This is a genomic window from Gimesia chilikensis (assembly GCF_007744075.1).
Lineage (GTDB): Bacteria > Planctomycetota > Planctomycetia > Planctomycetales > Planctomycetaceae > Gimesia > Gimesia chilikensis_A.
Window position 1 is genome coordinate 4823092 of sequence record NZ_CP036266.1, and the last position, 23904, is coordinate 4846995.

The 23904-nt window shown below is 48.5% G+C and carries 24 protein-coding genes; 20 read left to right on the forward strand and 4 right to left on the reverse strand.

Features of this window, described 5'->3' with window-relative positions; all coding sequences use genetic code 11:
• The first annotated feature begins 10 nt into the window (after nt 1-10).
• Complete coding sequence (locus tag HG66A1_RS18160; protein WP_145187053.1) at nt 11-1258, forward strand: tyrosine-type recombinase/integrase; 1248 nt, start codon at nt 11-13, stop codon at nt 1256-1258.
• 15 nt (nt 1259-1273) lie between these two features.
• Nucleotides 1274-2407, forward strand: a complete 1134-nt coding sequence (locus HG66A1_RS18165; protein WP_145187055.1) for a tyrosine-type recombinase/integrase — start codon at nt 1274-1276, stop codon at nt 2405-2407.
• A gap of 104 nt (nt 2408-2511) precedes the next feature.
• On the opposite strand, the gene HG66A1_RS18170 is transcribed toward HG66A1_RS18165, so the two are convergent.
• Complete coding sequence (locus HG66A1_RS18170; RefSeq protein WP_145187057.1) at nt 2512-2814, reverse strand: helix-turn-helix domain-containing protein; 303 nt, start codon at nt 2812-2814, stop codon at nt 2512-2514.
• A gap of 375 nt (nt 2815-3189) precedes the next feature.
• On the opposite strand from HG66A1_RS18170, the gene HG66A1_RS18175 reads away from it, so the two are divergent.
• From HG66A1_RS18175 to HG66A1_RS18190, 4 genes are all read left to right on the forward strand, one after another.
• A complete protein-coding gene (locus tag HG66A1_RS18175; RefSeq protein ID WP_145187059.1) occupies nt 3190-4539 on the forward strand; it encodes a helix-turn-helix domain-containing protein in 1350 nt (449 codons plus the stop codon).
• Nucleotides 4540-4937: 398 nt separating this feature from the next.
• Nucleotides 4938-7340 (forward strand): recombinase family protein, encoded by a 2403-nt coding sequence (locus HG66A1_RS18180; RefSeq protein WP_197996658.1) that lies wholly within the window; start codon nt 4938-4940, stop codon nt 7338-7340.
• 154 nt (nt 7341-7494) lie between these two features.
• A complete protein-coding gene (locus tag HG66A1_RS18185; protein ID WP_145187063.1) occupies nt 7495-7686 on the forward strand; it encodes a hypothetical protein in 192 nt (63 codons plus the stop codon).
• A gap of 210 nt (nt 7687-7896) precedes the next feature.
• The gene (locus HG66A1_RS18190; RefSeq protein WP_145187065.1) at nt 7897-8211 is read left to right on the forward strand and encodes a hypothetical protein; all 315 of its coding nucleotides are present in this window, start codon (nt 7897-7899) and stop codon (nt 8209-8211) included.
• A gap of 6 nt (nt 8212-8217) precedes the next feature.
• Here HG66A1_RS18190 and HG66A1_RS18195 read toward each other — a convergent pair whose 3' ends face one another.
• The gene (locus HG66A1_RS18195; protein ID WP_145187067.1) at nt 8218-8439 is read right to left on the reverse strand and encodes a helix-turn-helix domain-containing protein; all 222 of its coding nucleotides are present in this window, start codon (nt 8437-8439) and stop codon (nt 8218-8220) included.
• A gap of 125 nt (nt 8440-8564) precedes the next feature.
• Between HG66A1_RS18195 and HG66A1_RS18200 the strand changes: the two genes are divergently transcribed.
• The 14 genes from HG66A1_RS18200 to HG66A1_RS18265 all read left to right on the forward strand — a co-directional run bounded on the left by HG66A1_RS18200 (nt 8565) and on the right by HG66A1_RS18265 (nt 19677).
• Nucleotides 8565-9860 (forward strand): hypothetical protein, encoded by a 1296-nt coding sequence (locus HG66A1_RS18200; protein ID WP_145187069.1) that lies wholly within the window; start codon nt 8565-8567, stop codon nt 9858-9860.
• Between the two features lie 475 nt (nt 9861-10335).
• Nucleotides 10336-10905 carry a hypothetical protein gene (locus HG66A1_RS18205; protein WP_145187071.1) on the forward strand — a complete coding sequence of 190 codons (570 nt, stop codon included), beginning with the start codon at nt 10336-10338 and terminating at the stop codon, nt 10903-10905.
• Between the two features lies 1 nt (nt 10906).
• Nucleotides 10907-11275 carry a DUF1257 domain-containing protein gene (locus HG66A1_RS18210; RefSeq protein ID WP_145187073.1) on the forward strand — a complete coding sequence of 123 codons (369 nt, stop codon included), beginning with the start codon at nt 10907-10909 and terminating at the stop codon, nt 11273-11275.
• Entirely contained in the window at nt 11272-11466 is a 195-nt protein-coding gene (locus HG66A1_RS18215; protein ID WP_145187075.1) for a DUF2997 domain-containing protein, read from the forward strand. The genes HG66A1_RS18210 and HG66A1_RS18215 overlap by 4 nt, the downstream gene beginning before the upstream one ends.
• A gap of 365 nt (nt 11467-11831) precedes the next feature.
• The gene (locus HG66A1_RS32055; protein WP_197996659.1) at nt 11832-12131 is read left to right on the forward strand and encodes a hypothetical protein; all 300 of its coding nucleotides are present in this window, start codon (nt 11832-11834) and stop codon (nt 12129-12131) included.
• Nucleotides 12132-12177: 46 nt separating this feature from the next.
• The gene (locus tag HG66A1_RS18225) at nt 12178-13674 is read left to right on the forward strand and encodes an AAA family ATPase (protein ID WP_145187076.1); all 1497 of its coding nucleotides are present in this window, start codon (nt 12178-12180) and stop codon (nt 13672-13674) included.
• A gap of 25 nt (nt 13675-13699) precedes the next feature.
• Nucleotides 13700-14641 carry a hypothetical protein gene (locus tag HG66A1_RS18230; RefSeq protein ID WP_145187078.1) on the forward strand — a complete coding sequence of 314 codons (942 nt, stop codon included), beginning with the start codon at nt 13700-13702 and terminating at the stop codon, nt 14639-14641.
• Nucleotides 14642-14651: 10 nt separating this feature from the next.
• Nucleotides 14652-14903 (forward strand): hypothetical protein, encoded by a 252-nt coding sequence (locus HG66A1_RS18235; protein ID WP_145187080.1) that lies wholly within the window; start codon nt 14652-14654, stop codon nt 14901-14903.
• 107 nt (nt 14904-15010) lie between these two features.
• Nucleotides 15011-15226, forward strand: coding sequence for a hypothetical protein (locus HG66A1_RS18240; protein ID WP_145187082.1), 216 nt, complete (start codon nt 15011-15013; stop codon nt 15224-15226).
• Between the two features lie 224 nt (nt 15227-15450).
• Nucleotides 15451-15675, forward strand: coding sequence for a MoaD/ThiS family protein (locus HG66A1_RS18245; RefSeq protein ID WP_145187084.1), 225 nt, complete (start codon nt 15451-15453; stop codon nt 15673-15675).
• Nucleotides 15676-15752: 77 nt separating this feature from the next.
• The gene (locus HG66A1_RS18250; RefSeq protein ID WP_145187087.1) at nt 15753-16808 is read left to right on the forward strand and encodes a hypothetical protein; all 1056 of its coding nucleotides are present in this window, start codon (nt 15753-15755) and stop codon (nt 16806-16808) included.
• Nucleotides 16795-17358, forward strand: a complete 564-nt coding sequence (locus tag HG66A1_RS18255) for a hypothetical protein (protein WP_194242560.1) — start codon at nt 16795-16797, stop codon at nt 17356-17358. Before HG66A1_RS18250 ends, HG66A1_RS18255 begins: the two co-directional genes overlap by 14 nt.
• Entirely contained in the window at nt 17355-18020 is a 666-nt protein-coding gene (locus HG66A1_RS18260; RefSeq protein ID WP_145187090.1) for a HesA/MoeB/ThiF family protein, read from the forward strand. The genes HG66A1_RS18255 and HG66A1_RS18260 overlap by 4 nt, the downstream gene beginning before the upstream one ends.
• Before the next feature lie 394 nt (nt 18021-18414).
• The gene (locus HG66A1_RS18265; RefSeq protein WP_232106873.1) at nt 18415-19677 is read left to right on the forward strand and encodes an IS110 family transposase; all 1263 of its coding nucleotides are present in this window, start codon (nt 18415-18417) and stop codon (nt 19675-19677) included.
• Between the two features lie 916 nt (nt 19678-20593).
• Here HG66A1_RS18265 and HG66A1_RS18270 read toward each other — a convergent pair.
• Together HG66A1_RS18270 and HG66A1_RS18275 are read right to left on the reverse strand one after the other, a co-directional pair.
• A complete protein-coding gene (locus tag HG66A1_RS18270) occupies nt 20594-21109 on the reverse strand; it encodes a DUF2231 domain-containing protein (protein ID WP_145187096.1) in 516 nt (171 codons plus the stop codon).
• 43 nt (nt 21110-21152) lie between these two features.
• Nucleotides 21153-23648: a heavy metal translocating P-type ATPase gene (locus HG66A1_RS18275; RefSeq protein WP_145187099.1), complete on the reverse strand. Its 2496-nt coding sequence runs from the start codon at nt 23646-23648 to the stop codon at nt 21153-21155.
• Nucleotides 23649-23904: the final 256 nt, after the last annotated feature.

Here is a 23904-nt window from a genome sequence, read left to right on the forward strand (position 1 = left end):
GCGGAACAGCATGAAACAAAAACGCACAAAACGACGTCAAACACATGGTTCCGCCTGGCATTGGAAGCAGACGGACTGCTGGTACTATACCCAGCCAGGTACCAAAAAACGGATTGCGCTGTTCGACGAAAAAGGCGAGCGACTTCGCGGTAAAAAACAGAAACGCGAAGCCGAAATCGCACTGGCCAGAGAAAAACTAACCTGGTCTGATGAAACAACTATTCATGCAAATCATGGTCCCTGGTTGGTAGCACGGGTTTGTTCTGAATATCTGCAGTACTGTGAACGCAGTCTGGAAAAAAACACAATGAGCAAAGGGCATTGTATTAACTCAGTTGCCTGGCTGAATGACCTTTGTGGCTACTGTGGAGCGCTTCCAGTTTCTGATCTCAAAAAAGGACATGTGCAGGAATGGATTGATAGTCACGAGACTTGGAAGAGCCCGGCCACACGTCGGAGTGTTATCTCGATTGTGAATGCCGCGTTTAACCGCGCTGAAGAGATGTTCGGAGTAGTCAATCCGATTAAAGGGCTCAAGAAGCCGAAAGAAAATCCACGCTTGGCTTCTCTCTCCCCCGAAGAAGAGCAGGCACTATACGATATTTGTGAGCCCTGCTTCAGCAATTTCCTCTTTGCTGCGATTCATACTGGACTTCGTCCTTTTAGTGAACTGGCCCGTTTGACGGCCGATGATATTGAGGAACACGATCGCGGCATGATGTGGAGGGTGTACGCCAGTAAGACTGATAAGACGCGGAAAATCCCTGTCCGACCGGAGATAGCAAAGCTCACTCGTCAGTTGATGAAAACTGCCCCTCAGGGATCAGGGAAACCCATCTTCAGAAATACAAGAGGAAATCCCTGGAAACGCATGAATGGTGTGCTGAGGTTTATCGGATTAAAGAAAAAACTGAAATGGAATGATGATCCAGTCAAAGGCAAGTACTCCTGCTATACGTGCCGTCACACGTTCGTACATCGAATGTTGTCCGGGTATTGGACGGATGGAAGAGGTGCCTCAATCGAAACAGTGGCTGAACTCATCGGTGACACACCCACGACCACCTTTCGGCATTATGGTCGAGAATGGGCTCAGAACTACCAGGACCCCTTATGGAATGCCATTGGTGAAAGTTCTACTGGACCCAAAGACAGTCAGTCTAAAACAAAACGAAAGCAGACCAAAGCTACTAAGAAAACGAGCAGGTCAGGTAGTACAAACTCGAGACGTAAAGTTGCTTCAACGAAGACAAAATAAGGACCATGTTGATCAATGGCAGAAAAATCAAAATCCCGTCAAAGGCGTTCCCGCGGACGTGCCTGGTATTGGGAACAGACGGATTCCTGGTATTTCACGCCACCGGGAACGAAAAAACGTTTGCGTCTTGTTGATACCACAGGGCGTCCTGTTCGCGGGAAAGAGAACAGTCAACTTGCAGAACTGGCACTGGCCCGGGTGAAAGCTGATGGGGACTGGTTGCCGACTCCAGAACAGAAGAGTAAGGTGGTGATACAAGTTGCCATGGTGTGCTCGCGGTATCTTGAACATTGTGAAGCTCGATTTAAACATGGAAACCTCAGCTCGGATTACCATGCTGAAGTGGCACGGTATCTGAATGAACTGTGCGCCTATTGTGGTGCTTTGGCCGTGGACGAATTACAGAAAGGGCACATACAACATTGGGTGGAAAGCCATCCTACTTGGAAGTCGACGGCGACACAGCGGAATGCGATGAGTATCGTGATGGCAGCCTTTAATTTTTACACAGAGGAAGTCGGCTCCATTCACAATCCCCTGGTGGGAATGCAAAAACCACCGCAGTGCCCACGACTCCATTCTTTCAGTGAAGAAGATGAGCAATTGCTGTATTCTGCTACCGATGATTATTTTGGCAATTTCCTGTTTGCTGGAATTCATACAGGACTACGTCCTTTTTGTGAACTGGCCCGTGTTACTGCCAATGATGTCATTGAATCTGAGCGGGGTATGCAATGGCGGGTCTATGCCAGCAAGACTGGGAAGACACGTACCATTCCTGTGCGGTCTGAGGTCGCTGAATTGACACGACAAATGATTGAGGAAGTGGGAGCTGATCCCACAACTACTCTTTTTCGGAATTCGCGAGGAGGTGCCTGGACGAAAGTGGCTGGCGTGCAACGTTTCCGTAAAATACGACAGGACCTAGGATGGCTCAATGATCCTGTCCGCAAGCAGTATTCGACTTATACCTGCCGTCATACATTCGCGCATCGGATGCTCGCCGGCTACTGGAATGAGGGACAGGGATGTTCCATTGAAGTTTTAGCAGAGTTGATGGGGGATACTCCCAAAGTGGCCTTTGATCATTATGGCCGTGAGTGGGGACAGCATTATCAGGAGCCTCTGTGGACGGCAATTGGAATGTAAACCACGCTCCAAAATCAGCTTTAGTTTGAATATTACTCAGCTGAAAATACTCAGTATCTGCCGCCTCTGTAGACAAGAATAGGACTCAACGTAAGTGTTTTGAGCTAATCTGGTCGCCCCAATGGTACCGTAATGCCTGGAAACTGTTTGGAATTTGTCGCCCTGTGACGGTGTATCCTAGTCTGAGGTTTGACACGCATTTCTTCTTTGATGCGTCCGATTTCACTCTTTTCGATACGAATCCGCCCCTGTCCTCTCCGGCCTCCCTGAAAGTATTTGATTTCCACAGCGGTTCCGCGTAGTACAAACTCACCACAGTCTGACTGCGCAAGCCAGTCGTAAAACGTCAGGACTGAGATCCCGAGTTCTTCTGCTGCCTGCTGTGCTGTTAACCAGTCTGTTGCCATGTCCGACCCGAATGTCGATACAAAGTGATGATATTGTTGACCCAGTGGTCATCTCGATCATCAGATTGTCGCAATTGAGGGTCGCACAATTGTCGCATGACGCGACAATTGACTGCTTGGGGAAGATTTTTGAGAAAAAAGTTAAATAATTTGCCTGATAAGCGTTCGTGTAGCCGGGCATTAAAAAACTTCCTCACTGTAAATATGAACCCTTGCCTTTCAACAGTGGGCATAGATATCAAGGAACGAACTAGGTTCGATAGAAAAATATTGCTGTCTAATGATCTCGATTGGACTAATATGCGTTGGAATGGAACCGGATTCTGTTGTAAGTGATCCGTTTTATCTCGATCTTAATTTTGAGCTGATACTTTGATGAATAAATTATTGTTGGCATTACAGGGGTTTGAGGATTTAGGTCCGCTTCAAGAAATAAATATGACGGAGGAGAAATCAGATCTTATTGAAGCGTGGTTAAAAGAGAGTGTTTGTCCTGTTGTAGAAGAGTTGGTCGATTTAACGACTTTTCAGTCAAATACTCTTTGGTCTGCTTCACACTTAAGTAAAGGTACGGAGACGCGAGAACGCAAACTTGTGGAGTATGTCGATGATTGCTTGGTTAAATTTGCAGTTCAATTGGAAGCCTGCTTTCCCTACGTTTATCAGGCTAGGATTCCCATACACCACATTAATGATATACGTTTCATTGCTCAGAGACGCTGGTTCGACCTTGTCCATGCAGAGGATTTTTATCAGCCGACACAGCAATTGTTATTAGAGGATTTCAATAATCAGCACACAAATAATTTTCGAAATTACAAGCAGAATAAAACACCAGCTGATCATGTCTGTGACAGCATGTTTGCCCGCATAAAATATTGGAAAGAAATTTTAGATCAAATATATAGACTCTTCTTTGCGAATATACGGATAGATGATGAGCAAAGTATGAAAGATTTTTCTTCTCTTATGGATTGTGTGACGCAATTAGATTCCTCAGTCAAGGAATTACAAAAAGTATGTCTGAAATCCAAGCAAAAAACTCTCCGAGATGCTTGCACAACTTTATCATTAATTTATTTGTCTTACGCGGATCGTCCTGAATTGAATTGGCTCGTGGAAGATTCAAGTGAAGTAGAAGTGAGATCACGATCTTTTCGAAGATGTGTCGTACGACCTCCCGGAGAAATCCAACATGTTGAGAAGCAGTTAGATGGTACTTTCAAACTTATAAAGAAAGAGCCTGCTTCATTATGTAATCCTGCAGTAATCCGAAAAGTTGCTCAAGCTTTGATGGACATCAAGCCTATTTATGAAGTTCCGGATAGCCCTGAGGATTTGATCGACTGGGCTTGCTCTCAATCCCGTCTGGTTTTAGTTGATCATTCACCGCGACAGGTCTTTTGGGATGGAGAACCTATTGTCCAAAAATGGGACACTGAAACTGTTCAATGGAATTTGTTATGGATTCTGGCATGCAACCCGGGAAGAACTGTTGATAAAGAGATGCTATATAAGCCTCAGGGTCAGAAAATTAGTTCGCGACGTACTCGTCTCAAAGAATTGCTCAACGGGTGCGAAGCATTAAACCAACTGATTAAAACTATTCGCGGCCAAGGATATCGTCTGGAATTAGATAGTGACAACATTATTTTACTGCAGTCTGATGGACTTGGAGGTTTAAACAGAGTTCCTACCAGAAAATCTAGAAGTATTAATTCTTAAAGTAAGCTTCAGTCGGCAGTCTCTCCTCTTGATGTGCTGGCATTAACCGCATCATAGGCTAAATTAATACGCTTTTTGTGTCATAATAAGTAGGGAATATTTAGCATTCAGGACGCTATTCTATGGCCATTTCATCGTCCTGACTGCTCGATTACAGGGCGCCCGTTAGCGAAAACCGCTCCCATCGGTGAAGGATAGTACGGGCTTTTTCTGGTTTTCGAAAAATTTTCTACGGTCCCGCCATTTTTTCTTTCAATGTCGCACGCTGCGACAATTGTGCGACATTCCATTTTTATGCTCAGCACTCGTACCACCTGCGACTTGTATTTGAAGTCTTCGACGTTCGAAGAAATATGTCTGTTGGCTGGGTGGCAAAACCTCTTTTAAGGAGTGCTTTCATGTTAAAGCCAAACTACAAAACTAAGGTAACTCGGACACGTGAGCAGATTGCTCAAGAACGCGAGGATTTAGTACTTAAGACAGCGGGAGAAATTGATGCGATCGTGGCAGAATACCACGCCAAACTTCCTCGCAAACAAGCAGAATCGATAGGGGCCGCTTATGCGAGATTTTCTTCCCGCTTTCAGGAATCGATTGCTGATCAGATTCGCGTTATCTTTGAGGCAGCGATCAAAGCTGGAATTTTCATACCACGCGAAAAAATCTTCTATGATTTGGCTGTGAGCGGCAAGAAAGAACGCCGTTCCGGGTTTAACCAGCTAAAAGAGGCCATTGAAAATAAAGAGTTCGAAGTTCTCCTGGTATTTACGACGTCCCGGCTGTATCGCAAAAACTACAAATCAATGCAGTTTGTTGAAGAAGAACTGGTAGAACGCGGGCTTCGTGCCATTTTTGTGAAGTCGGGACTGGACACAGCAGATGGAGATAACTGGAGAATGATGCTCCAGATGTACTCTTTTCTGGATGAAATCTATGCAGGAATGCATAGCGCTCATATACAGGCAGCACATGAGACTTTGTTTCTGCAAGGGATGGTCTGTACTTCACTTTCGTTGGGTTATACGGGGCAAGATGTTCCAGGTCAATTTACCAAACAAAAGCGACCGCGACAGAAGATAGTCATAGATCCAGAAACGGCACCCTGGATCAAAAAGATCTTTGACTGGTATGTGGCAGGTAAAAGTATGGACCGTATTGCTCAAGACCTGAATGGTGATCCCAATGCACCTGCTCCCAATAAATCCTTAACAGGCATCTGGACGCATGAGCTGGTACGAAAGCATTTGATGCGTCCAGCCTACCGGGGATTTTGGTGTTATGGTGCAAAAGAGACCGAATGGTTGAGCAAAAAGGATTATGCCAAACAGGTCGAACGCGATGAGCCCCTCAAGTCACAGCAGTTTGAATATCTACGGATCATTTCAGACGAGCAGTGGTACCGGGTCCAGGACCTTCTGGCAAACGAAAAGCAAAAATCCGGTCGAAAGCCCTTGGATAAAGTTCAAGAGGCAAGGCCGCGTTTGTTACGGCAACTTTTTGTTTGCCCTGAGCATGGTCGTAAGCTCGTCGTAGGGGGCCCATACGGCCGGAGCCTGCTTTGTCCATTATGTCGTGCTACTAAAGCTGAGGATCGCCCCCTATATACGCATCTCAACCGGGAGCTTGCGTTACAATTAACGTGTGAAAAACTTGTAGAATTGATCCGATCTGATTCTGAGCTGGTGCTGGAAATCATCGTTGCCTGTCAGCAGGCGGCTGAATCGGTTCAAAAGCCTGATCCAGAACGTTTAAGTCAATTACGCTCTGAAGCGAAAAAGCTGATGAGTAAAATTGAGTTCAATCGTCGTTCTCCAGGTGAATCGGATGCAGAGCAAAAACAGACAGAGCTGCTTCTGAAAGAGTTACGGGGACAGTACGCTGCCGTTTCAGTAGAACTGACTTCCCTGGAAACTGCACAAAGTCAAGGTGTCGTTATACCGACAGCTGAGGAAGTAACTGCTTTACTTGATGAGTTTGGCAATTTAATCGCATCTGCTTCATTTTCTGAAGATGAAACTGATTTTCGAATCGCCCGCCGTATCATCGATCTGCTGACTGGGGGTCAAATAGACCTATATCAGATGGGGGAGCGCAGACAGAAAAAAGGGTGGTTACAGGGCCGGTTCGTTGTGGATGTAGTTTCTGCCGTCTCCAGTCAGCTCACAGGTCTGACTGCCGATGCAGGACAGCGGCAGGGCAAAGAAGTGATTATCGACTATAAAGCAGAAAAGCTGATCGATAGACAGGCTGAAGAAGCAAAAGCCCTATCTGATGAGGGGCTGCTCTGTAAGCAGATAGCCAAAGAGATGGGTAAGTCACGTAGTTACATTACGGTTCTTATCAAGCACTGGTTTCGGTCTCGCGGACTGCCTGTCCCTGACGGACGTCGACGTCGTAAGCAACTGCCTAATAAACAGGAATCGTTGCCGCTTTACCGGCAACTGGCCGATGAAGCTGTGCAGTTGGCAGATCAGGGGCTGCCTTACCTTGTGATCGCCAGAAAACTGAAGACGAATGATACTATCATCGGTAAAGCGATTTCATGGTGGCATACTTCACGAAACCTTCCCGTTCCCACGGCGGACGACCGTCGTAAAAAAACATTATCAAAAGCAAAGGAGCTTTATGAACAAGGTATACTTATTAAGGATATGGCACCCGACTTTGATTACGGCCCACGAGGCCTGACACTAGCGCTGAGGAAGTTTTACGCCGAATTGGGAGAAACCATGCCAGACGGTCGCTCACGACGCGGTAATGCACGGTCTGGTGAGCCGGTGAATGGCAATTCTAAAAACTGATATGTGCCCAGCTGATTCTTAGAAAGGAGAATTTATAGAAAGATGTTTTTGCGGCCGCTGGTCGCACTGTGACATTTCGTGTTGAACTTGCCCGATATTGGATTTCATTTCTTATCGGGCTTTTTTTATGTATTCATGTAAAAAGGAGATGTGAATGAAACAGAAGATACATTCTACATCCCAAGTCAAATCTGCAGAGCCGGGAGTCAAGAATGATCTTGTTGACAGGCGTCAAGAACTGGCTCAGTTGATTGGGCACCTGATTGCTCGTATCTGGTTGAAAAACCAACATCCAGCAGATTTTGATGCCAGGGATGCCACAGGTTCAGCGGATAAGCCGATCTAAAAATAGCAAATCGAAACTAAGGTGTATTGACGATGCAACAAACATGTCAAAACTTAGGGTCAGTGGAAACAACTGTAAAATCCAATGCATTGATACCAGCCATCGGCAAATCCGAACTTCATCATTGTGGCAGCCAGCCTCCCAGTTCATTCCAGGGGAAAACACACAAATCCTCTTTGATCGAATTGATAAAGTCAAGAAAGGAGATCAATGCTAACGAGACAAGAAATCATGTTGATCAGAGCTGCCCTGCAGTTCTGGTGTGAAGAAATGGATCTCGAAGATTCAAATCTGCTCACAATTTATGCCGGTGATCCCGCAGTAAATCAGAAATGGGAGCAGGAAGATATCCAACGGCTGCAGACTCAGCTTCTGACAGCGCGACTACGGTATGCTGTATGCCAGCATGATGCGACAACGGTAAAGAATCCCCGTCTGTTTGAAAACCCGGCAGATGCAATACTGGAAAAAAACGACGACTCTGACCAACTGGGAGTCGTCCTGGTTGCTGAACCAGAGGTCTAAACTCCCTCAAACCCCATCCATCAGTTCTGCCAGGCTGATTTCGAGTGTATCGGCGATCCGTTCGATATTCCGTAATGAAAGATTTCGTTCCCCCCGTTCGATCCCGCCGACGTAAGTCCGGTCCAGCTCACAGGCATAAGCAAAATTCTCTTGAGAGTAGCCTTGCTCTTTGCGCAGTTTGCGGACTCGCTTTCCAAATCTCATCAATATGTCTGCTCGTTTAGTCATACGAGCATTTAACACTTGACAATGACGATAACACCACGGATTATAAGTATCATTATTGAGTGTAAACTTGGACAATCAGAGTGCAGGTATTCAAAAACATTCGCCATTAAAAGAGGAGAAAATCAATGTTGCAACTATCAAGGAGAATCAGCTACACCATCGAAAGCATCATTTCGGTGAATCAAATAATTGCATTTGTATACGTGATACCGTTGGCTCTCACACTTTCGGGATGTGGCGGCGACACAACAGCAAGTAACCTCCCTAAAAACTCAACCCCCTCCAGTAAACCCTTGCCTGAAGAATACCGAGTGCTTGCTTCACACCTCAGTATGGAGATGAAATCTGATCCAGGCCATTTTCGGGATAATCGCGAGATAGCGGAAATTATGGCGGATGTACAGTCCACCTTATTAGACTTACGTGAGATCAAATCGAACGATAAAGAGATTATGTATCTTTCTGATCAAGTCCAAAATGCGAATACCTTATTCTTGAAATGTATTAACAATTTGAACGCCCTGCCAAAGCCTGCCGATGAGGGAACACTGTTTGTAGGTTCGATGCTTGATGGATTCTTTGGTAATTTTTTGGGTAGCTATCACCGTGGCCTTGATGCAGAGGCGAAGCAGAACGCTTTAAATGTAGAATTACAGTCAGCTATTGCCGCAGTCGATCAACTTGAAGCAGCGCTACTGTTGCTTCCCAAAGTTGCTGAAAAGTATTCGGCAACCTTAAGTGATTCGGCTGGTCGTATCGTAGTCGATTTTAATGAGTCCTGGGGAGACTCCGGACCAAATGATTGGCTTGTACTTCAGAACCGTGGGGAAACACTTAAAGATTGTACCATTGTGGTGCAATTGACTGGGGCAAGCGGAAAGGTTCGAAAAAACGTACATTTCCTAGAAACATGGCCAGCTAATACCAGCATGTGGGGGCGATATCAAAGCGGAGAGGAAGTCTTGGGACGAACAGTGGAAAAGACGACTGTCACACACGTGCAAGAATTGGACATTACAATCTATTCACCGCAGTTTGCCACGCAGATTCATTATGTTTATCAGGGAGCGGAAAAAGACAAAGACATTGCTCAAATCTGTAAAGACCTGAGTTTTCAAGGTTCCTACCAACCGTATCAAGCGGGAATAGTCTGGGACACTCAGCGTGGCGTTCAACTTACCTTAAACGGAGTTTCCTTGCTTCCCCAATGTCGAGTTGATGTTGCATTTCGAAAAGGTGACCAATCGAAAGTCTGGTTCTGGAATCATGATTCCTGGATGAAAGGAGAAACAAAGAGTTTTAATACACCAAAGGGAGGACTGGATTTCGATCCAGACAGGATCGACTTCGAAATCTCTTTTCCCCACACTAATTACAAATATAAAACGACGCTCAATGTCGATACGGAATCTGGTAAATGAATTCCCCTTCAAAATTTCATTCAATCGCTCAGACAACCTTTAATATGGTCTCTTGAACATAAAGTTCCACGAAAACGTGATCCATTTCAGGTTTAGGTGGGTTAAGTTCCAGCTACAGAACTTGAAATCTTTTGAGAAAGTTACTTCTGCATAGTGGCTTCACACACTGTATCTAAATTTTGGCTCGAAACGTGTCATGATTAATAGGTGCGCAGCTTAGCTATTGTCACTTACCGTCACCCGTAATTCAAAAACATAATCAGTTAAAACGCCTCGCATTACTTTGGAATGCGGGGCGTTTTGCTTTTCACACAGTTCCCCTTATTAGAAAGAAAGGAGCCTTGCTTGGAATACATGGTTTTAACGTTCGTCTCTGTCGCTCTGTTGCTGTCCGTCGTCGCTTTGATCAAGGAACGGCGGTTGCGGCTGGCGCTACAGGGAATTCTCAGACACCTGATTCAACGCTGGAGGGCACATGGAAAAACAGACTCTGCTAATCACGCTGACACTGATCCTACTGATCGGAGTCAGCTGTAGCCCTGACGAAAACAGCCGTGTGGCCGAACTGGCCACCCAGCAACTGGAACGACAGGCGGATCAAAACCGCCGGATGTCGGAACTGCAGCAGGAAGTCGCCTCGGGGTCACGCGAGCTGGTGGAAGCAGACGCCAACGCCAGACAGGAAATGGTCACTCTGCAGCGCGAGATGCAAACCGAGCGAAACGAGATCGGTCACCAGCGGGATCAGCTGGAGGCAGAACGCCGCGAAATCGCCGACCGCCGAAACCGAGATCCGATCATTGCGGCTGCGATCACCAGGGTGGCGTTTGTCGTGGTCAGTCTGCTGCCCCTGTTGATTTGCTGGCTGTTACTGCAGCAGAAAGTTGAACCCGCAGACAAGAATGAGATCACAGAATTACTATTGGACGATTTGGTCTCATCTGAACCACGGCTGATGCCACCTGCGAAAACAGATCCAGCCAAACTCCGGTTAACGGATTTACTTCAATCTCCTGATAACTCATCTACAGAAAGGGAAACCTGAAATGTCACATATTGTCACCATCCAAACGGAGGTCCGCGACTCTGAGGCATTGGGCCTGGCCTGCCGCCGACTCGAACTGGGAGAACCCGTTCACGAAACCGTTCCCCTGTTTAGCGGAGAAGCCACCGGATACGCGGTCCGTCTCCCCGACTGGCGGTATCCAGTTGTGTTCGATGTCGAACAGGGCCAGGTTCGATTTGACAACTTTGAAGGTCGCTGGGGAGAGCCGGCTCAACTCAACAGACTGCTGCAATTTTACGGCGTGGAAAAATGCCGTCTGGAAGCGCGCCGGAAGGGTCATTCCGTCCACGAAAACCAGCTCAGCGACGGTTCCATTAAACTCACCATTCAGATCGGAGCAGACCATTGAAAACAATCAACATTATTTTTTCAACGGACGGTCAGTCCCGCATCGAAACCCGCGGCTTTACCGGCTCCCGGTGCAAAGACGCCAGCCGGTTTCTGGAAGCGGCTCTGGGAAAGGTCTCCTCAGAACTGCTGACCTCCGAATACCACCAGGCCGTTCAACATCAATCCAACCAATTAACACAGGAGAATTAGTTTTCGCAAATCAATACACGCAGGTCTTACCGGACCCGATTCCCGAAGATCCCCACCCGGTACGTATTCTAGTCGTCGTTGAAGGGGCACACGATATTGAATTTCTGACCCGCATCTCGACGCTCCTGCATACGGCACATCCCACACTGCCTGACCTGGCCGCGATGGAACGCGACAAGGAACTCATTTTCCTGCCCATTGGCGGCCACCCCCGGGCTTGGCTTAGTCGGCTGGCTCCGCTCCAAATTCCCGAATTTTATCTCTTAGACGGAGAGGCATCCCCTGAGAGGGAACAGCGGGAAGAGCTTGTTGCTCAGATTAATCGACGAATCCCTTGTCGTGCTGTGCTGACACGGAAACGGAGCTTGGAGAACTACCTGCATCCGCAAGCCATTCAGGCTGTTGCCGATTTCACTGTTGAATTCGGTGACCATGATTGTGTAGCGTCGGAAGTGGCGCAGCGGGTATTCGACAGTCGGCATGATGACTATAGCTGGAAACAACTGACTCGTCGAATCCGGGTCCGACTCAGAAACCGGGCCAAGCACTGGCTCAATACCAGCGCGGTCGAACAGATGACAATTTCCCTACTGCAGGAACGCGATCCTGACGGGGAAATCATTTCCTGGCTGGAAACGATCGGCCAGCTGGCGGGAACCGCTTAATACACTTCACACCTTCTTTTTACTTCAAACCATCAAGGAAACTCTTATGTTATTATCCGAAAGACTTGCGGAGAACGTACGCGCCTGCTTTACCGGGATCTGGATTCAGAGCCACGAACATGATGAGGCATTGCTGGAAATGTCTCGGCTCTGTCACAGCGAAGACTGGCGGCTATTCTCATGGGACATTGACCGGGGCCTGCAGGGAACGGAACTCGCGGAAGGCCGCGACACGTCGCTCCTCGATCCCCTGGCTGCCATTCACTGTCTGAGCAGTCAGGCCGATCCGGATCATCCCACGCTGCTGGTCCTTAAAAACTTCCATTGCTTCATCAATTCGCCGGAGATCATTCAGGCGCTGACACAACAGATCAATCTGGGTAAACAGGCACGGACATTTATTGTCATCCTTTCCAGCCTGGTCCAGATCCCTACAGAACTGGAAAAACTGTTTGTCTGCCTGGAACATGAACTTCCTGGTCGGGATCAGCTGCTGGAAATTGCCCGCAGTATCGCCACGGAAACAGGAGAATTGCCGGAGGGACCTGAACTGCAATGTGTCCTGGACGCTGCCTCGGGTCTGACCCGTTATGAAGCGGAAGGGGCCTTCAGTTTCTCCCTGGTGCGGCATGGACGCATCGAAGCCTCGGTCGTACTGGAGCTGAAATCCCAGACGCTACTGAAAAGCGGTCTGTTATCGTTGCACCAGGGATCGGAATCGTTTGCTGGGCTGGGCGGTCTGGAGTCTCTCAAAGCCTTTTGCTTGCGTGCACTCCGCCCCCGTTCCCAGGATGCACCGGTCATTCGTCCAAGAGGCGTGCTGTTACTGGGAGTTCCGGGAACCGGTAAAAGCGCATTTGCCAAAGCACTGGGAAAAGAGACGGGGCGTCCCACACTGACACTCGACGTGGGGGCTCTAATGGCTTCGCTTTTAGGTCAGACCGAGGAGCGAACTCGTAGAGCACTTCGGATCGTGGATGCGATACAGCCGGCCGTCCTGTTCATTGATGAGGTCGAGAAAGGGCTGAGTGGCTCTGCCTCTTCTGGACAGTCAGACAGCGGCGTTTCGACACGCATGCTGGGTACGCTGCTGGGCTGGCTCAACGACCATACTTCGGACGTGTTTGTAGTTTGTACCGCCAACGACATTTCCAAACTGCCACCGGAGTTCGTGCGGGCCGAACGCTTTGATGCACTGTTCTTTCTCGATTTACCGGGAGATGACCAGAAGCAGGCCATCTGGAGGCTGTACCGTGAACTGTTTGGTCTTACGTCCGATCAACGTTTGCCGGACGACCGGCATTGGACCGGTTCGGAAATCCGGGCCTGCTGTCGTCTGGCGGCGCTGCTCGAAGTCCCTTTAATCAAGGCCGCTGAAAACGTGGTTCCCGTAGCTGTCACCGCCGCCGAATCGGTGGCCCGTCTCAGGCGTTGGGCCAGCAGACGCTGTCTGTCTGCAGAACAACCAGGCGTATTTAGCAATGACGAACGTTCTGGTTCGCGTTCACGCCGAAATCTCTCTCGTGATCCCCACAGAAACTAAACCACACTCTATTTAAGGAGCTAATATGACCATAACTGCTATCGAAGAAGTAAATACCCGCACCGATCCCATCGATCGGCTGCGATCAACGATGTGTGCTACGCGCATCAGTTTTGAATGGTTTGGTACGCGCAAGTCACTGACACGCGACCAGAAGACTCAGGCCGCTGAATCGTTTGGGGCAGAAGGGACCTTCCTGAGTGCGGGCAAGAAACTACTGGATACCGGACACCCCCGTTTCCGGGCCGTGAATGCGGTCCGTCAGCGGGTGCGCTCGTACTGGACTTCCATCAGCCTGCCCTTTCCGGAATCCGGAATACGGTTACTGCGGCAGGATGCTTTGACTGCATTTCAGGACCAGATGCACCAGTTCACGCAAGAGCTCAACGAGGCTGTCTCACAGCTGGATGAACAATACCTGTCCCTGAAGTCAGCGGCCCGGGAACGCCTGGGGAGTCTCTTCAATGACGACGATTATCCCTTGACCCTGATAGGTCTGTTCGAAGTGTCCTGGGACTTTCCCAGCGTTGAACCACCGGATTATTTAAGGCAACTCAATCCGGAACTGTATGAGCAGGAGTGCCAGCGCGTGCAGTTACGCTTCGAAGAAGCAGTCAGGCTGGCGGAAGACGCCTTTCTGGGCGAACTGTCACAACTTGTGTCGCATCTGACGGATCGATTGAGTGGCCAGGCCGATGGCCGGCCCAAAGTATTTCGTGATTCCGCCATCGGGAACCTGCATGAGTTTTTTGAACGCTTCCGATCCCTGAATGTCCGTTCTAACGAGCAGCTGGATGTGCTGGTAGCCCAGTGCCAGGGAATCGTGCAGGGCATTCAGCCCCAGGAATTGCGAAAACGGGGTGAACTCCGTCAGCAGGTCGCATCAGAATTGTCTGGCGTCCAGGCAGCCCTGGATGGTCTGTTAATCGATCGACCACGGCGTCAGATTATTCGAACTCCCAAGTGAGGTAATCCACATGAAACTTTTGATCTCACCACTGGGGACGGTTCACTGCGTTTACTCAGAAGCCTTTAACCTGGCAACTCTCGGTCGACTGACCATTTCACGTGGCTCTTACGTCGAACCGAATGCAGCTGGTCAATGGCTGGTCGATCTGTCCCCCGTGAATGGGCCCCAGCTGGGCCCGTTTACGCAGCGGAGTGCTGCCCTGGAATCCGAAACGGACTGGCTGGAACAGCATTGGTTGTCGCCAGATACCGGTCCTTGAGAACTGACAACTTAATTTTATCACTGGTTTGCCCCGGTTCCGCAGGTTTGTTGCCCGCAGGACCGGTTTTTTTTGTTTAAACATTTTCGTTTTGAAGGAGACAACTGATGAGACAGGCAGATTTAAATCGGGCCGTGGCCCTGGCAACCGGCGAAAGCATGTCGACCGTAAAACGTCTGGGCTTCTTATTAGCGGAGCCCGAGGAAGTCATTGATCCCGAGGCAGAAGAGTCGGGCCCTTACATCATTGACTGGGATGAACTGGAAGCCAATCGACTAAATTCCGAGCGACAAGGGGCACGCCATGAACCAGTGGTGGGCTGATCTTCAAACGAGCGAATGCTGTCGAACTGTCCCAAAGATCCTCAGTGTACGATCAAAATCGCAGTCAGTCCTGCTGCAAACGCTGCACGCCGGACGCATCAAGGGACGACGGGGTGTGAAAAGCAATACACGCCGCAGGAAACGGCGTCGCAAACGACGGCTGCTCACATAAACAAACATTGTGTGTTTTTAAACATTTTCAAACAACAACTGGAAGGACTTTTATGAAACTTTTATTGATCAACAACGATGGCGGTGGGTTCGCTGATTATATCGATGTCCCCGCAGGAACCACGGTAGCACAACTTTTTGAGCAGAAGATGGGAGATGCGGAAGCCCGCGATTACCTGATTCGCGTGAATCGCCAGCCGTGCCCCCCGGACCAGCAGTTACAGGACGGGGACCGAATTTCGATCACTCCGACGAAGATTGAGGGGGCGCGGTCCTAGTTTTTGTATTTCCACGGACTGTCGGGGTCTCGTCCCCGGCAGTCCGCCCTGGAATCCATTTTTTGAAAGAGGAGACAATGAAGCATCCACGAAAACGACTCTGGCGGACTGCCAGTCGAATATATCACTGTCTGGTGTCTGAAGAACCCTCGTCGTTATATGAAATGCCATTCCAGACATGGTGGTACTGTGACCGGTTACTACGGAAACGCCAACAAGCACAACGCAGAGGCTGGGATTCGGCTGCACTAAAACTGGAACGACAACTGAAAACTGGTGTAACCCAGTTGATCCAGGAACTGACAACTTTACATGGTGAATTGTCGTCTGATACATCTCCGCAGCAGATTTCTTCCGTCAGGGAACTCTATGCAGAACTGCGGTCTTTAGAAGAAGAATTCGGTGAGCTGCAGCTGGATCTCCGTGCCCAGACCATCTCTGTCAGTACAGAACCGATTAAACTGGAAGGCGTCTATCTGGGCCCTTTTGAGATTCGTCTCAATTATGCAAATCTGAAAATGGATAACGGGTCCCCTTATCGCGTGTTCGCCACGGACCCGCATCCGGCGTTTACCAATGACTGTGTCACACATCCCCATATTCAATCTGATGTCGTCTGTGAAGGGGATGGACGGCAAGTCATACGCCGGTCGCTGGAACAGGGACGGCTGTTTGATTTTTTCACGATGGTGGCCAGCCTGTTACAAACTTATAACCGCGACAGTCCCTATGTGGCGCTCAGTGACTGGGACAGTGTTGAATGTACCGAGTGCGCCGATGTGATCGCAGCCAACCAGCAAACCCGCTGTGATAACTGTGAAATCACACTTTGCACGGGGTGTACTAAGGATTGTTCGGACTGCGATTGTCCGTTTTGCCATGAGTGTTTGTCGTACTGTGATGGCTGTCACGGCCACTGCTGTTCGTCCTGTCTGCAACAGTGCATACAGTGTCATGCTGACTGCTGCCAACGCTGTTTACTTGAAAATGAAAGGTGCTCTGATTGTGATGCGGAAGAAGAACTCGAAGAAACAGAGGAAGAATTACCGGAAACCCAGGCCTCATCAGCAAACCCGGTTACCGCAACTGCGGTTCAGTCCGACTGCCTGGGCGAAACTGTTGTACCTGCGTGATTACGGAGACACCGAAGTTGGTGGCTTTGGGATTACATCAGAGGAGGATCTGCTGCTGGTGCAGGACCTGCAGCTTGTGGAACAGACCTGCTCGGTGGCTCACGTGGCCTTCGACGATGAGGCGGTCGCGAATTTCTTTGACGACCAGGTGGACGCGGGCCTCCGTCCAGAACAGTTTGGTCGGATCTGGATTCATACGCATCCGGGAGATTGTCCCTTGCCCAGCCAGACCGATGAAAATACTTTTAACCGTGTGTTTGGTCGATCCGATTGGGCCGTGATGTTCATTCTGGCGCGGACAGGGCGAACATATGCTCGGTTAAAATTTAATGTGGGTCCGACGGCAGAATACGAAATCCCAGTAAAACGGGATTACTCTCAAACATTTGCCGGTAGTGATCCAGAACGTTGGGAGGATGAGTATTTAAGTCATGTGCATCCGCAACAGAACAGTCGCCTGTTCCAGTCTGCTTTTGATCAGACCGCAGATTTTGACTGGGATGAAGACTGGCTCTTTGCTGATTACGAATTGAAAGGAGAACAGATTTGAATACATTAAATGTGACTATCGATCGTTTCCAAAGACAAAGTGACCTGATCCCGGCGGAACGGCTTTCTCAGTTGACGGCAACCGTCATCGGAGTGGGGGCCATTGGTCGTCAGGTGGCGCTGCAACTGGCGGCGATTGGGACACCACGGATTCAGCTGATTGACTTTGATAGTGTGGAGTCGACCAATATCACGACTCAGGGATACCGAGCTCAGGATCTGGGGCAGCTTAAAGTAGACACGACAGCCAGAGCCATCCAGGAGCTTGACGATTCAATTCAGGTAACGGTGATTATGGATCGTTATCGAGTGTCCGTTCCTGTGGGTGAGGCTGTCTTCTGTTGTGTGGACTCGATATCAGCCCGTGCGGTGATCTGGCGATCCGTCAACAGAAAATGCGATTTCTGGACAGATGGAAGAATGCTGGGAGAAACAATTCGGATACTGACAGCAACTCAGCATCATGGAATGAAACAGTATGCGAAAACACTTTTCCCACAAAACGAGGCACAAACCGGAAGCTGTACATCACGCAGTACGATTTATGCAGCCAGCATTGCTGCAGGACTTATGGTTCATCAATTCACTCGCTGGCTGCGAACTATTCCTGTTGATTTTGATACGACCTTCAATCTTCTCGCTGGTGAAACATACTTAAAATGAAGTTTAAAATGGGCAGACATATTAGAGAAAAGCAAAAGAAATAACATGGGATAACGGGCCACCTGTAGTGGTGGCCCGTTATCCTTATTTTAACGGGTATGATGAAAATCAAGTCGCACTGTCAGCAAATAAGTCGTTGCCTGAGTCCGCAGAACCGGTTGTAATTAATGGTACCGGGTCACGGGACGAGGTGCGATCTGTTTTCCCAATCTATGGTATGAGTGGGTCATTCACCTCGGGGGCTGGCCGATGATAGCTATGGGTCTCGAACCCGTTTTTTTAACTGGCCACCCCGCGGCCCACCCGGTTGAGTCACGAACTCGAAGAGGTAGTTGCCGAATGGCCCATGTTTTCTTGCTACCCACTCATCCAGCATTCGAGGAGGTTGTGTATGATGCGGTATATAGGGCTGGACGTTCACAAACACTTTATTGAGGTTTGTATAACGGACCGAAAAGGAAAGATTCTGGAACGGGGTAAAGTGAATTGCCAGCGTGATGTCCTGCTGGAATTCGCAACAAAGAAACTCCGGAAACATGATCGAGTGGCCCTGGAAGCAACGACAAATACGTGGGCCGTTGTCGACTTGATCCGTCCCCATGTGAAGCAGGTCGTTGTCGGCAACCCAATGAAGACCAGGGCGATCGCAGAAGCAAAAATCAAGACTGATAAAGTAGATGCTGAAGTATTGGCCCATCTTCTGCGTTGTGACTACCTGCCATCTGTCTGGCAACCAGACGAACCAACTCAAACGCGGCGTGCTCTGTTAACGCACCGTAATGGCCTGATGAGTCGACGAGGACGCCATATGAACCGCGTCCAGTCAATGCTCGCGCGGTTAATGATCAAGCCTCCCTGCAAGTACCTGTGGTCAAAAACTGGGGTTGCTTGGCTTGAGACACTGGAATTGTCTCCCGTCGACCGACTGATGTTGGACAGTCAGCTTCGGCAAATCACCCAGGTCAACCAGGAACTCGAGATTGTCGATCAGCGTCTCGTTGAGATCGCTCGAAATGATTCCAGTGTCCGGCTCCTGATGACACTTCCTGGAGTGAGCCATGTCGTTGCTGTGGGACTACTGGCTGCGATCGGTGATATTGAGCGTTTCTGTGATGGCAATCATGCCGCTTCTTATCTGGGACTCGTGCCATCAACACGACAGTCAGGAAATAAGTGCTATCACGGAAGAATTACAAAGATGGGAAATCCCCACTGCCGCTGGCTGCTGACTCAGGCCTGCCAGCATGTATCGCGTCACCCAGGTCCACTGGGAGCATTCTATCGCCGGCTGGTGAAACGCAAACCACGTCAGGTAGCAATCATGGCTTTAGCACGAAAACTGGTAACCATCGCCTGGCAGATGCTCAAACAGAATGAACCTTACCGATATGCCAAACCTATGCTGATGGCAAAAAAGTTCACGGATCTGGATCGTAAGTATCGGCAGGAGCAACGAAGAACTCCTTCGGCTGCGAGAGCGAAGGCAGGAGATGGCCTGACGGCAGTCTACGACGAAATTGGATTCACGGATTCATTATCCCTCAATCAAGTTCCCGATGGAGAACGCCGCATGTTAATTGAAAAGGATGTGATGATGTTTGTTGAAGAGCTGTACCGCCCAGTCAAGAAAGATAAATCTAATCAATCAGACAAATAGCATGAGCCGGGATCGTCCTGACGGACTGATCCCGGCTCATGCATTTTTTTTATCTATCGCAAACCGTAGTACGGAGAAAGCAAGCTTGGATTTTATGAGGCATCACTCCGATGTCCGAAACGAATCATGATCATCAGGAAAACGGCTTCCGATCAGGAGTGGCCTCATCGGAAACCGTACGCGCTTCGGCGCATCGTCGGTCCAGTTATTCCTTGTTCGGTTGCGTCCCCGCAGAGCCGAACTCTGCTTCACTGGACAAAATTATTATACCAAACCAGATTTTAAAATTGCGACTAGAATTTCTCAGAGGTAGCTATCAGAGATCATGGATTTTCTAGTTCAGAGCAAATTTTCTGCTGATATTTGAAACAGTATCAGTTCGACTTATGGCTACAGAATCTTTTTTTTCTCAATCGAAACGCTAACGAATGTAGGACAGTCGAACTAGAAAGGAGATGAAATATTCTCTCGATTCTTGAAATCAATTTTGAGTAAAGGTCACGCTATTTATTAGTAGTATTAGAAATGGTGATCAGGTCGAATGAATTAGGAACATGCGTCTTCAGCAGGAATTGAACGCCGTGGACATTTGGGTTTATATTTCGAATACTGTTTTCTCTTGTTATTCTTCCTCAGAATAGTTGACACTCTTTTTAAATCGCCCACTATTTCTGGGAATCTTCACATTTTGAAACCGTGCCTATCTCGTAGTTTTAAATGCTGGTCAAGTGCCAATAGATCATTCGAAGTTCAGACTGTATTTTAATCACGATTACCTTAGATTTATAACGGCCCAACTGGTTCAGAGTTGAGAGCCTGTCATGATCGCGTAATGAATCAAGTTCTCTTGTGCCGCAGACGAAAACAGTTTCTCATATTGGTCGATGCCAGTTGCTTTAACCTTTTTTTACCGCAGTTAGTGCTCATGGACCGATACATCATGTTGCTCATTATTTCCATGTGAGTGGCCATCACGTATTTCCGGAGCAAGGATATTCGGGTTAACTCCCGCACCGTGATGGTAGACTATTAAACCACCGAGATAACCGGTTAGCATCAATAGCACAACTCCACACAATGCTACAGTCAATTGCAGCTTAGTGGCTGCTGTTGTTCGCCCTCGCCAGCTTACTGTCGATAGCCAAGTGAAGAGAATGAGCATCGCCAATCCAAATCCCAAATGCCAGTACATGAGTACGTGGCCTTGTTCGGTATGAGCTGGCACCGTAAAGTATGCCAATCCGCCTGCGGTGGAGGCGAGCCAACCCGAAACCATTCCGACCAGCAACATTCCTGCGGCCACTCGATGCTGTATCTCGTTCGCTCTCCACCACGCCCACAGTAAGAGTACAACGCCCCCCAGAAGAAATGCAATTGGAAAGTGGACCAGTGCAGGGTGCAATTCCCATGGTTTTGGGAGAATATTATCCATAATGTATTCAACTTTCCGAAGGGTTCATTTTGATCGATACTCATTACTTATATAATTGAGCTTGCCGCAAACGTAAAGCGTTGCCGATGACGGAAACTGAGCTAAGACTCATTGCAGCTGCAGCGATCATAGGATTCAACAGAGCCCCCATTCCAAGAAACGGAACCAGTACTCCACTGGCAACGGGCACGCCAAGAATATTGTAGATAAATGCGAAGAATAAGTTTTGGCGGATATTGCGCATAGTACTGCGACTCAATCGGACAGCTTTAACAATGCCACGTAGGTCTCCTTTCACTAACGTCACACCGGCACTTTCGATGGCCACGTCCGTGCCTGTCCCCATCGCAATACCTACGTCAGCTTCAGCAAGTGCTGGTGCGTCATTAATACCATCGCCAGCCATCGCCACTTTACTACCTTTTGTCTTCAGTGCTCGTACTCTCGCGTTTTTGTCTTGTGGACTAATGCCTGCTTCCACTTCGTCGATGCCAAGATTCTTGGCCACTGCCAGGGCAGTACGCTTGTTGTCACCGGTGAGCACAATAATTCGTAAGCCCAAATCGTGTAGTTCTTGCACAGCGTCGGGGGTTGACGCTTTGATAGGATCAGAGACGGCCAGTAGTCCGGCGAATTGCCCATTAACAGCAACGAACATCACTGTATGACCATCGTGCTGCAGCGTTTCAGCACGTTCTCGCATTGTCTCAATGTTACGAACTCTTTGATCGACAAGAAAGTCAAGTTTACCAATCAAAACGCTCTTTCCTTTAACCGTTCCTGATACTCCACCCCCGGTTGTGGAATCAAACTCATCAACTGCTGCCAAGTCAATTCCTTTTTCCCTGGCAGCATCGATGATGGCACGGCCTAGTGGATGTTCGCTGTTTCGTTCGACCGCTGACGCATATTCCAATAGCTCCTTCTCTGAAATGGACTCTGTAGGAATGCATTCAGTGAGTTTGGGCCGTCCCTCCGTCAGTGTACCTGTTTTATCAACGACAATCGTATCCACCTGCTCCAGGACTTCTAAGACTACGGCGTCTTTGATCAGTACACCTTCCTGTGCTCCACGACCGATGCCAACCATGATTGACATCGGCGTGGCTAGGCCCAACGCACAAGGACAAGCGATAATGAGCACTGCGACAGCATTGATCAAAGCGAAACCAAGCCGTGGTTCTTCTGGAGATAACCATGCCCAAACAACAAATGTAACTATGGCGATTAAGACTACTGCGGGCACGAACCAGCTTGCTACCACGTCAACGATACGTTGTATTGGTGCACGGCTGCGTTGAGCGTCAGCAACCATCCGCACAATTTGTGACAATACAGTACCCTCACCTACATGTTTTGCTCGCATTTGGAACGAACCAGTCTGATTCACCGTGCCGCCCATCACTAGATCGCCCGTCTGCTTCGAGACCGGAACTGGTTCACCGGTTAACATTGATTCGTCAATCGAACTCTTGCCGGAAATGATTTCTCCATCAACGGGTATTTTTTCGCCAGGAACTACTTTGAGAATATCGCTCTCGCGAACTTCTTCTAATGGAAGCTCCTGCTCTTGCCCGTTAACGACAACACGGGCCGTTGGTGGTGCTAGTGATAAAAGTTCACGAACTGCGTTGCCAGTTCGACGACGGGCACGTAATTCAAGCACTTGTCCCAATAATACCAAGGCAATGATTACGGCAGCAGCTTCAAAATATACAGCAACGTGACCATTTTCTTTGAAAGAATCTGGAATCATTCCGGGCACCAGCACCGCGGCTGTGCTATATAAATATGCCGCACCAACACCAAGCGAGACCAATGTGAACATGTTTAAGTTCCAATTGACTAAGGACCGCCAACCACGTTTAAAGAACGGCCAGCCAGCCCAGAGTACAATCGGTGAACTCAGCGCAAATTGAACCCAAGACGAAACAAACGGTGAAAATTCCAGTGCCTTATCGAGCATTGGCAACATCGCCAACAGCAGTACCGGTATCCCCAAAACTACAGCGACCCAGAATCGTTGTGTCATGCTCCTAAGTTGGGTGTCGTCATCTTCCTCAAGCGCGGTTACATACTTCGGTTCCAGTTCCATCCCACACTTTGGACATGTACCTGGTTCATTCTGCTCAACTTCCGGGTGCATCGGGCACGTATAAACTGTTCGAGACTCTGCAAGTTCTGGTTTGACTAATTCTAAGGCCATTCCACACTTTGGGCACTCGCCGGGTTTATCACTGCCGATTCCTGCACACATTGGGCAGAAATATTTGTGGGACTTTGCAGCTACTGCATGTTTTGTTGTGGCGTTTTTACCTCCCAGCTCTGATTCAGGATTACAATTTCCATGGCTTTTACCAGCACCGGTCTTCATGCTGGAATGCTGATTGTCTGGAGTCAGTAGAGCAGCCAAAGTCTGTTGCCTTTGGAATTTCTCTTTACAATTCTTACTGCAGAAATAGAATGTTGCTCCACCGAACTCACAATTTAACCCTGTTGCTTCTTCAACTTGCATCCCGCAAATTGGATCAATCGCCATATAACACGTTCCTGCTAGTTCATGTCGTTGTGATGTGTAAAGAGAGGGGCGCACATTCCCGGCTTCTTCGATATTGGATGCAACCTACTCGTGCTTTCTTCATGTCAAATGACATTATTTTGAGGTTCTCACTACTTTTTTTTCGATTCTCAATATAGTCATGGTATGGGGGGATAGGTTGTTTTCTATTCTATATTTAAATCGCAACCAGAATTATTCTATGAGTACGTTATCTGACGAACAGATTGCTTTATCT